Genomic DNA, 8866 nt, shown 5'->3' on the forward strand with positions numbered 1-8866 from the left:
CTGAGTGCTCGCCGTCCTTCTCACCCTTGATCTTGCCGAACCAGCCGATCGGGGGAACGAAGCGCAGCGTGTTTTCGACCATGCGCATCAGAAACAGCTTGTCGCGCTGCACGTGCGTGTAGAGCTGGTCGGTCAGCTCCTGCTCGAAACTGCTGTCGCCGAAAATCGTCCGGATGTCCATGAAGGTGCCGCAACTCAGCACATGATTGGGCGTTGGCGCCTGCAGCCAGCGGTCGAGCTGCTCCTGCCACTTGCTCAGACTGCGCCGCCATTCCTTGTTCTTCGCCATGATCCCGCCCGGGCACGGCGGAATACCGATGGCGATCAGCGCATCGCTCAGTTCCTGCGCGAAACTCTCGATGCGCGCAATCTGCTCGGGATCGAGTTCGTTGCCATAGACGATGGCGTTGTCCTGGTCGGTGAGCAGCGTCTGCTCGCCGCGCCCCTCGCTGCCCAGGACGACGAAGGCAAAACGTTCGGGCAGGTCGGGGAAGCGCTCGGCGCGCAGCAGGGCGATCAGGCGCAGCAGAATCTGGTCGTTCAGGTGGGCGATCATGCGCACCATGTCGCGCGTACTCGTCCCGCTGCCGCTCAGATGCAGGACGAGTTCCTGAATGCGCGCATAGACCGCGCGCACCTCGTCGAGATTTCGCGTCTGCTCGATGTCCAGCACGAGTTGATGCGGCGAGTGCGACTGCAGGCGGATGATGTCGCTGTCGGTGATGATCCCCGACAGCTTGCCCTTGCCATCGACCACCGCCAGGCGATGGATGCCCTGGCGCGACATCCGGTAGAGCGCTTCATACAGCGGGTCGTTCTCGCCGATCGCCGAGAGCGGGCTGTTCATCACCGCGCGCACGGTCAGCGTCGTCGGGTCGGCGCCGGCGGCAACGACCTTGTTGCGCAGATCGCGGTCGGTCATGATGCCGCTCGGCAGCTTGTTCTCGCAGACGACCATGCTCGAAATGTTCCTCTCGCGCATCTTCGCCGCAACCTGCACCAGCTTGTCGTCGGGACTGCAGGTGATCACGCTGCGCTGACAGAAATCCTTGATCGGGCGAAAAAAAAGGCTTTCTTCAGCCATTGTTGCTCCCTGTGGTTCGAGTGGAATTCTGCCGGCACCCGCCGCGCTGCCGTAAGGACTCGGGCGGCCCAGGCCATACGCCGATTGTAACATTTGTCACCCCGGCAGGCGGTGGCCGGAGCGCCGCCGGTCAGCGGAAATGCCGGCGGTCGACGATCAGGAACAGTCCGGATGCGGCAATGACCAGCATGCCGGCCACGCTGATCCAGTCCGGCAGATCACCGAAAGCCAGCCAGCCGAGCAGCGTTGCCCAGACGAGCTGAACGTAGAGCAGCGGCGAAAGGAGCGCGGCAGGCGTCTGGCGAAACGCGCGAATCAGGAAGAAATGGCCGACGCCGCCATAGACGCCGAGCGAAACGATCAGTCCAGCCTGCGCCAGCGTCGGCAGACGACCGTCCCAGGCCCAGGGCAGCGTCGGCGACATCGCCAGCGTGCCGAAGAGCGCGGTGTAGAAGAGCAGACGCAGCGCCGGTTCGGTCGCCACCAGCTTGCGCGTGAGAAGCTGGTAGGCGGCGTAGAAGAGCGCTGCGCCAAGCGCGCAGGCGACCCCCGGGCCACTCAGCGCACCGCCCGGTCGGGCGATCAGCAGGACGCCGGCAAAGCCCGCGCCGGTGGCCAGCCAGGCGCGCCGCGGCACGCGTTCGCCGAGCACCGGGCCGGCGAGCAGCGCGACGAGCAGCGGCGCGACAAAGACGAGCGAGGTCGTTTCGGCGAGCGGCAAGCGCTGCAGCGCCAGTTGGCCAAGCAAGGTGACGCCGGCAAGCGTCAGCCCGCGCAGGCTCATCAGCCAGAAATGCGAGGTGACGACGAGCTGCCGGCCCATGTGCGGCGCGACGAAAGCCAGCATCAGCAGCAGATGGACCAGATAGCGCGCCCAGACGAGCAGCGGAACGGCCAGGAAGCCGGCCAGATACTTGGCGGTTGCGTCGAGCGCCGAAAACAGCAACAAGGCGCTCAGACAGAGCAGAACTCCGGCAAGATGTGGTGCGGCTGGCCGGCTATCCGCCATCCGTCAGCCAGCGGTTGAAGCAGCGACGGGCGCCATCGATCAGCTCGCCGGCGGTCAGGCCGACCGGTCCGCAACCTTCGGCGACGACGCCGTCGGCCGCCGCGCCGTGCAGATGGACGCCGGCAAGCAAGGCCTGGTGCGCCGGCCAGCCCTGCGCGAGTAGCGCCAGAACCAGCCCGCTCAGCACGTCGCCGCTGCCCGCCGTCGCCAGCCCCGGGTTGCCGTTGGTGTTGATCCACCACTCGCCGTCGCTCGTTGCGACGATGCTGCCGCAGCCCTTGACGACGACCAGCGCCCGATAGCGCGCGGCAAGCTGCAAAGCGGCGCCGGCGCGGTCGGCCTGCACCTGCGCCGTAGTGCAGTCGAGCAGGCGCGCCGCCTCGCTCGGGTGTGGCGTGAGGATGGTCGTCGCCGGATGCTGCGCCGTGCGCCGTGCCAGCGCCTCCTGCAGGCGTTGCTCGCGCGCGAGCAGATTGAGCGCGTCGGCGTCGAGCAGCAGCGGCACGTTGAGCGCGAAAGCACGTTCGAGCAGCGCGAGCGCCTGGCCGCTCGTGCCCAGACCGGGGCCGCAGGCGAGCGCGCCCAACGGCGTCGCCAGCAGCGCCTCGGGCTGGCGCAGCATCAATTCCGGCTGCAGCGTATCGTACGCCGGCGCCTGTGCGTCGAGCAGCCCGAGATAGACGCGACCGCTGCCCAGCTTGAGCGCCGCGCGTCCGGCGAGAAAGGCCGCGCCGACCATGCTGTCGGCCCCGCCGAGCACGCCGGCGTCGCCGTAGCTGCCCTTGTGACTGTTGCGCCGACGTGGCTGCAAGCGGTCGGCGAAGAGTTCGGTGCCGATCGTTCCGGCGGTCGGGCGCACCAGCCGCTCGGCTGCCAGATCGAGCCGGGCGACCGAGACGATGCCGCAACAGTCCGGCCCATCGCCAGTGAACAGGCCAGGCTTGGCGGCGATGAAGGTGAGCGTGTGACTGGCGTGAATCGCCGGTCCGCGCAGCGCACCGGTGTCGGCGTCGAGGCCGCTCGGGCAATCGAGCGCGAGCAGCGGACAGCGGTCACGCGCCGCCAGCCGGTTGGCTGCCGCCACCAGATCGCCGTAGCGTCCGGCAATCGGACGCTGCAGGCCGATACCGAACAGCCCGTCGACGATGAGCGACCAGCGCCGATCGGGCGGCAGATCGTCGAGGGCGACGCCGCCGTCGTTGACGAAACGGCGGTACGCCGCCGCCGCATCCGATGGCAGCCGGTCGGCATCGCCGGCGAAGACCAGGCTGACGGCAAGCCCGCGTTCGCGCAGATGGCGGGCGGCAACGAAAGCGTCGCCGCCGTTGTTGCCCGGCCCGGCGAGGAGCAGCACCGGCGCTCCCGGTTGCCGGCAGAGCGAACTGGCAAGGTCGGCCGCGGCCAGTCCGGCGCGCTGCATCAGTGGCTGATCAGCGGCAGCGTTCTCGATCAGGCGGAGTTCGGCGGCGCGATAGAGGGCTTGCGAGCGACTTGCAGTAGTCATCGGCGGAAAGCAGTCAGGAAAGTCTGATCGGCACGGCGGCGCATCGGTCGCCGGCGGGCGCGACGCTCGGCGGGCGGCAGCCCGCAGGCAGGAGCAAGTCGCCCGGAACGAAGCCGAATTGTAATCCAGCGCTCGCAGCGGCGCGATTGGCACGCGATGGGCACGCGATGGGCACGACTGCCGCGCGATTGGCACGACTGCAAAGTCGCTTCGCGCCGGCAAGAAGCACGCGGGCGACGAGGGCGCTTGCCGCCGGGGAATGCGTCTGGTCTGCCGGCCGACCAGCCGCGACGGTCAAGCTAGTGGCCAGCTTGCAGCGCCGCCGTCAAGGCAGCGGCGCGCGCCTGCGCTGCCGGCGGCGTTGCGCGCTGCAGCGCGCCGGCCAGCGTCGTCTGTATCTCGCTGCGATGTGCGCCGCAGTCGTCTGCCGGCGTCGCCGCTTCCTCGACCGTCGCCGGCGGCGTCTGTCCGGCCAGCCAGCGCGAAGCCTGCCAGGCGAGTTGCGCATAGCAGCGTTTCTCGGCCACGAGCCGCAGGACCAGGAGCCGCCGCGTTTGCGCCTTCGACGCCTCGCCGGGCGGCGCTTCCGCTCTCGACGCCTCGCCTGACGACGCTTCGGCTGTCGACGCCTCGCCGGGCGGCGTTTCCGCCTGCTTCGCCAGCTCGTTCGCGAAGATCCAGGGCAAATGGTTGCGTCCGCGGCGTGGCACCTTGTCGTCACGCAGCGCAGCGTACGCCGCCTGTTGCTGGTCGGCGGCGGCGGCGAAGCGGCCGTCGCGCCAGAGCAGTTCGGCCAGCTCAAGGTGCGAGAGCAGCGCGCCGCCGTCGGCGCTTTGCCGGTAGTCGGCCTCGGCGCCGCGCACGTCGCCCGACTGCCAGCGGGCGTAGGCGCGCGCGTTGCGGTAGTGCGGCGCATCGGGTGCGCTGGCCACCGCCTTGTCGAGCGCCGAGAGCGCTGTCGCGTAATCGGCGCGCGCCAGGCTCAGGTCGGCGAGCACGTAATGCGCCTCGGCCAGTTCGGGATCGAGCGCGATCGCTTGCTCGAGCAGGCGCAGCGCTTCGGCGATCGCTGCGCCACGACGTTGTGGATCGCTTTCGCGCAGTTTCAGTTGCGCGGCGAAGAGCAGCAGCGTCGCATTCTGCTCGCCGCCGGGCCGCGCGCGCAGTTCGCCAACGCCGCGCCCGACTGCTTCCACGTCGAGCTGCTCGGGCGGCGCTTCGAGCAACATGCCAAGCTTTGCCGTTTCTGCCGCGGCACACACACGCGCGCTGCCCCACCACTCACGTTGGCACTCGGCAGCCAGAGCCTGGTGCGCGGCCGCATAGCTGCCATCGCGCAGCGCCGCCACCCCCGCCGACATTTGCGCTTTGCCCCACCAGAGGGCAGCGCCGACCGTACCGACGCCGGCAACGGCGAGGAGAGCGAGCGCAACGACCCTCTGCCGACCAAGCTGATCAAGCCGGCAAAGCCCGCGCAGCCAGCGGCGCCACCACGGTGGCGGCGGCAGCTCCGGTGGTTCCGGCGAAGTCGGCACTTCGGTGCGCGCCCCGCGCTGCTCGGCGATCAGCTTGCGCAAGCCAACTGCGACCTCCTTGAAATACGCATCGCGGTCCTTCCACTCGGCGAGCGGCTTGCCCTCGCGCGGCAAGGCCTGCAAGCGCGAGAAAGACAGGGGCTGCCAATCGCACGCGCGCAGGATCACCGGCACGACGATCGCCGGATCGTCAGGCGCGTCGTGCCGCTCCAGAGCACGCTCCATTTCCTTGCGGTAGCAATAGTCGGAGGCGATGAAAGCCGGGCTGATCAGCAGCAGAACGACCTCGGCCTGATCGAGGCGCTGGTCGATTTCGTCCGCCCACTCGCCGCCGGGGGGAATCTGGCGATCGTCCCAGACGTCGGCGAGGCCGCTTCGGGCGAGTCCGCTGAGATGCTGGCGCAGCTCGAGGCGCAGCGCGTCGTCCTCGTGCGCGTACGAGACGAACACCCGCACGCCGCGCGGCGGCTGCGCGGCGCTCACCGTCCGTTCGCCGGTTTGCGCACGATCGGGAACGGTACCGGCGTGTTGGCGACCGGGATCTGCTGGTATTTCCATTTGCGCTGGGTGATCGCGGGCACCTGGCGGTCGATGTATTCGCCGAGCGCGGTGACCGAGATCCAGCCGGTGGCGGGATCGCTTGCGGCGTCGCCGGCGAGTGCGCGCAGCAAGGCGTAGGTGAACACGCCGTGGCCGCCTTCGCCTTCGAGTGCCATTTTCTCGTCGGCGGCGGCGGCGATCAGCGCGCGGCCGCTGATGCGCTGCAAGCGGTCGATCGCTGCCTTGTCGTCGAGGCCGGCGCGTCCTGGCAGGCGGAAGGAGCCGCTGCTGCACGTGTCGAGCAGGACGAGCAGCTTGCTGGCCGGGATCGACGCGAGCAGGGCGCGCAGCGCTTCGCCGCCGAGGGCGTCGTTGCGGAACTGCTCCTGGTTGCGGAAGACCACCTGCGCGGGGACGTAGTAGTAATCGCCCTCGACCGTGCGGCCGTGTCCGGCGAGGTAGAGGACGAAAGCGTCGTGCGCGCGTACCTCGTCGGCGATTTTCCGGCCGGCGGCGAGGATCGCCTCCTTGCTGGCGGCTTCTGCGTCGGCGAGGACGCGGACCACGCCCGGCTGGTACACGCCCTGCCCGCCGCGCTGGAATGCGGCAGCGACCGCCTTCGCGTCGTCGGCGGCAAAGGCGACTCCCTTGGCCAGCGCCTGATCGCGATAGCGCGTCACGCCGACGGCGAACACGTGCAGGCGCGGCGGCGGCGTGCTGGCGGGCGGCTTCACCTGCAGCGCGACGCGTAGCGGCGGCGAAGCGACGCCGCGGCCGTCGACCAGTTCGACGCTCAGCCGGCGCAGTCCCGGCGCCAGGTCGGTCAAGGGGTTGACGACGATGCCGCCGGGGGTGAGCGCCTGCGTCTGCCAGCGGCCGGCGAACTCCTGCTCGTCGATGCGCAGGCGCAGCCGGTGCTCGCCTTGGCCGAGCTGGCGGACGCGCACTTGCAGCCGGTAGTCGCCGTCGCTCGTCGTTTCGGCCGGCGAGAGCAGTTCGATCTGCGGACGCGGCCCGGCGGCGAGGATCTGGCGCACGTCGCCGCGGCGCGCGACGACTTCGGCCAGGCGCTGGTCGCCGTCGGCGTCGAGTCGGCGCGCGAGCAGCGCCGGCTGGTAGAAGGTTTCGCGCAACTGCGCGGCGCTGACGAACTCGCCGGCGCGCTCGCGTCCGTGGTTGAGGTGGTAGCCGATCAGTTCCTCGGCGCCGGGCGAAGCGTCGTAATAGCCTTCCGGCGTCCACGCGATCCAGCGCTGCCGGTCGGCGTGCGGAAAGAAGGCGACGACCTCGCTCCCGTCGCTGACGCGGTGCCAGCGGATCGTCCCGTCGGCGTAGCCCGCGACGACGAAGCGGCCGTCGGCGCTGACGTTGACCGCCCAGGCGGCGCCGGGGACCGGCTGCCGCCAGAGCTGTCTGCCGCTGCGCGTGAAGAAGCGCAACGACCACTCGGTGCCGAGTACGAAGTGCTCGCCGTCGGCGCTGATCGCGACGCTGCGCGACCTTTCGTTGGGTGCGAGCGGCAGCGGCTCGCCGTTGCGCGTGGGCCGGGTGTGGTTCTTCCAGTCGCGTAGTTCGAGGCCGGCGGCGCTGGTGCGCGCGAGCGCGAACTCGCCGGCGCCGGCGGCGGTTCCGCCGGGCGCCTTGCCGTTGGCTCTCGCGGTCGGCTTGCCGCTTGCTTTCTTGTCCGCCCTTGCGTCAACGCGGCGGTCGACCTGGCGCTCGCCTTCGCCGCCACCTTCGGCGACCCACTCGCGTTGGCCGAGGTCGAAGACGCGCGGGTCGCCGCCCCCCTCGCGATAGCCGAAGCGAACGCGGCGGGCGTCGGGCGATAGCGCGAAGACATCGTACTGGTCGCGCAGGTCGGCGATCGCCGGCTCGCGCCGCAGTTCGACGCCGCCGTCGGCCGAGACGATTCCCCACGCCGGGTCGCCGGCAGCAAACAGCACTCGCCCGTCGGGCAGCGGCGCGAGGTCCACGATCGTGTTGTCGGCCAGCGGCAGGTCGGCGAGCGGCGACCAGTCGGCGGTTCGCCAGCGGCGCAGCGGGACCTTGCCCTGCACGGTCCAGCGACCGGCGGCGAACAGCACGCGGCCGTCGGCCGACCAGGCGACCTTGCTGAGGTCGCCGTTGGCGACGCCCTGCGTCGTCGGCTGCACGATTTCGGCGAGCGTTTCGCCGTCGACCACCTGCACGCGCGTGCTGTCGTCGAAGCCGAGCGCGATGCGCCGGCCGTCGGGCGAGAAGCGCGCGGCGAACGGCCTCGTGCCGCCGGCCGCGGCGGCGCTGCGCAACAGGCGCCAGCGACCCGCTTCGAGCGCGTACAGGCGAAGCTTGCCGTCGTAAGCGGTGGTCAGCAGTCGGCGGCTGTCGGCACGAAAATGCGCGCTGTACGAATCGCCCTGGTAGTCGCTGTCGCTGCCGCGCTCGTCGCCGCTCGTCGCGTCGAAAACGCGTACGCCGTTTCCTGCACCCAGGCTTGCCGCCAGCCAGCGACCGTCGGGCGACCAGGCGAGGCGATGGATGACATTCGGCAGCCCGCCGATGCGCCGCAGCAGGCGTCCGCTGGCGCGGTCGAAGAGGTAGATCGTTGCCTTGCCATCCCAATCCCAGCCGGTCCAGCCGCCGAGCGCGACCGTCGTGCCGTCGGGCGACAGCGCGACGGCGTAGAGCTTGCCTTCGTCGCCGGCGTCCTGCGGCGGGCGCAGAACGACCGCCGGCGCGGCCGCCCGATCACCGGCCCCCTGATCGCCGCGCGGCGGCGCGGCGAGGTCCCAGACGCGCGCCGTCTTGTCGTGCGAAGCGGTCACCGCCCAGCGCCCGGCCGCGTCGGTGGCGATGCGGTTGATCTGCGCCGTATGCATCCCGGTTTCCAGCCGCAGCAGCGGTTCGCTCGTCGGTTCGCCGGCGAGCGCAGCGAGCGGCATCAGCGCTACCAGCGACATCAGCGGCAGCAGCAACAGCCAGATCAGCGGCATGGCCCGCAGCAGCAAGCGGCCAAAGCCAGCACCGCCCCGCATCATCCAGCGACCGTTCATCTCCCCTCCCGTGCGCATGCCGCGCAGTGCTGATTCAATGGCGCAACTGGCAGCAAACGCGCGCCGCCAGCAGGCAAATATCGCCCGGCCGACGACGAATGTCAATGCGCGCGACGCCGCTGAGCCAGGTGCTCGGCCGATGCGGCGATACCGCCGAGA

General features: G+C 70.3%; 5 protein-coding genes. All 5 read right to left on the bottom strand.

What is annotated here, in order from left to right:
- Nucleotides 1-1084 (bottom strand): DUF294 nucleotidyltransferase-like domain-containing protein (locus RKP46_RS20020; protein WP_311108260.1); only part of this gene is annotated, 1084 nt, incomplete at its 3' end.
- A gap of 130 nt (nt 1085-1214) precedes the next feature.
- Nucleotides 1215-2093 (bottom strand): DMT family transporter, encoded by an 879-nt coding sequence (locus RKP46_RS20025; protein ID WP_311108261.1) that lies wholly within the window; start codon nt 2091-2093, stop codon nt 1215-1217.
- Nucleotides 2083-3597, bottom strand: coding sequence for an NAD(P)H-hydrate dehydratase (locus RKP46_RS20030; protein WP_311108262.1), 1515 nt, complete (start codon nt 3595-3597; stop codon nt 2083-2085). The genes RKP46_RS20025 and RKP46_RS20030 overlap by 11 nt, the downstream gene beginning before the upstream one ends.
- Nucleotides 3598-3896: 299 nt before the next feature.
- Nucleotides 3897-5690: a TIR domain-containing protein gene (locus tag RKP46_RS20035; RefSeq protein WP_311108263.1), complete on the bottom strand. Its 1794-nt coding sequence runs from the start codon at nt 5688-5690 to the stop codon at nt 3897-3899.
- The gene (locus RKP46_RS20040; RefSeq protein ID WP_311108264.1) at nt 5612-8707 is read right to left on the bottom strand and encodes a caspase family protein; all 3096 of its coding nucleotides are present in this window, start codon (nt 8705-8707) and stop codon (nt 5612-5614) included. Before RKP46_RS20040 ends, RKP46_RS20035 begins: the two co-directional genes overlap by 79 nt.
- Between the last annotated feature and the right edge of the window lie 159 nt (nt 8708-8866).

This window comes from Accumulibacter sp. (assembly GCF_031732815.1).
Classification (GTDB): Bacteria; Pseudomonadota; Gammaproteobacteria; order Burkholderiales; family Rhodocyclaceae; genus Accumulibacter.

Excerpts from the sequence above, each read along its gene's own strand:
- RKP46_RS20040 (WP_311108264.1), bottom strand. The coding sequence starts at position 8,707 with ATGAACGGTCGCTGGATGATGCGGGGCGGTGCTGGCTTTGGCCGCTTG.
- RKP46_RS20030 (WP_311108262.1), bottom strand. The coding sequence starts at position 3,597 with ATGACTACTGCAAGTCGCTCGCAAGCCCTCTATCGCGCCGCCGAACTC.
- RKP46_RS20025 (WP_311108261.1), bottom strand. The coding sequence starts at position 2,093 with ATGGCGGATAGCCGGCCAGCCGCACCACATCTTGCCGGAGTTCTGCTC.
- RKP46_RS20035 (WP_311108263.1), bottom strand. The coding sequence starts at position 5,690 with ATGGAAATACCAGCAGATCCCGGTCGCCAACACGCCGGTACCGTTCCC.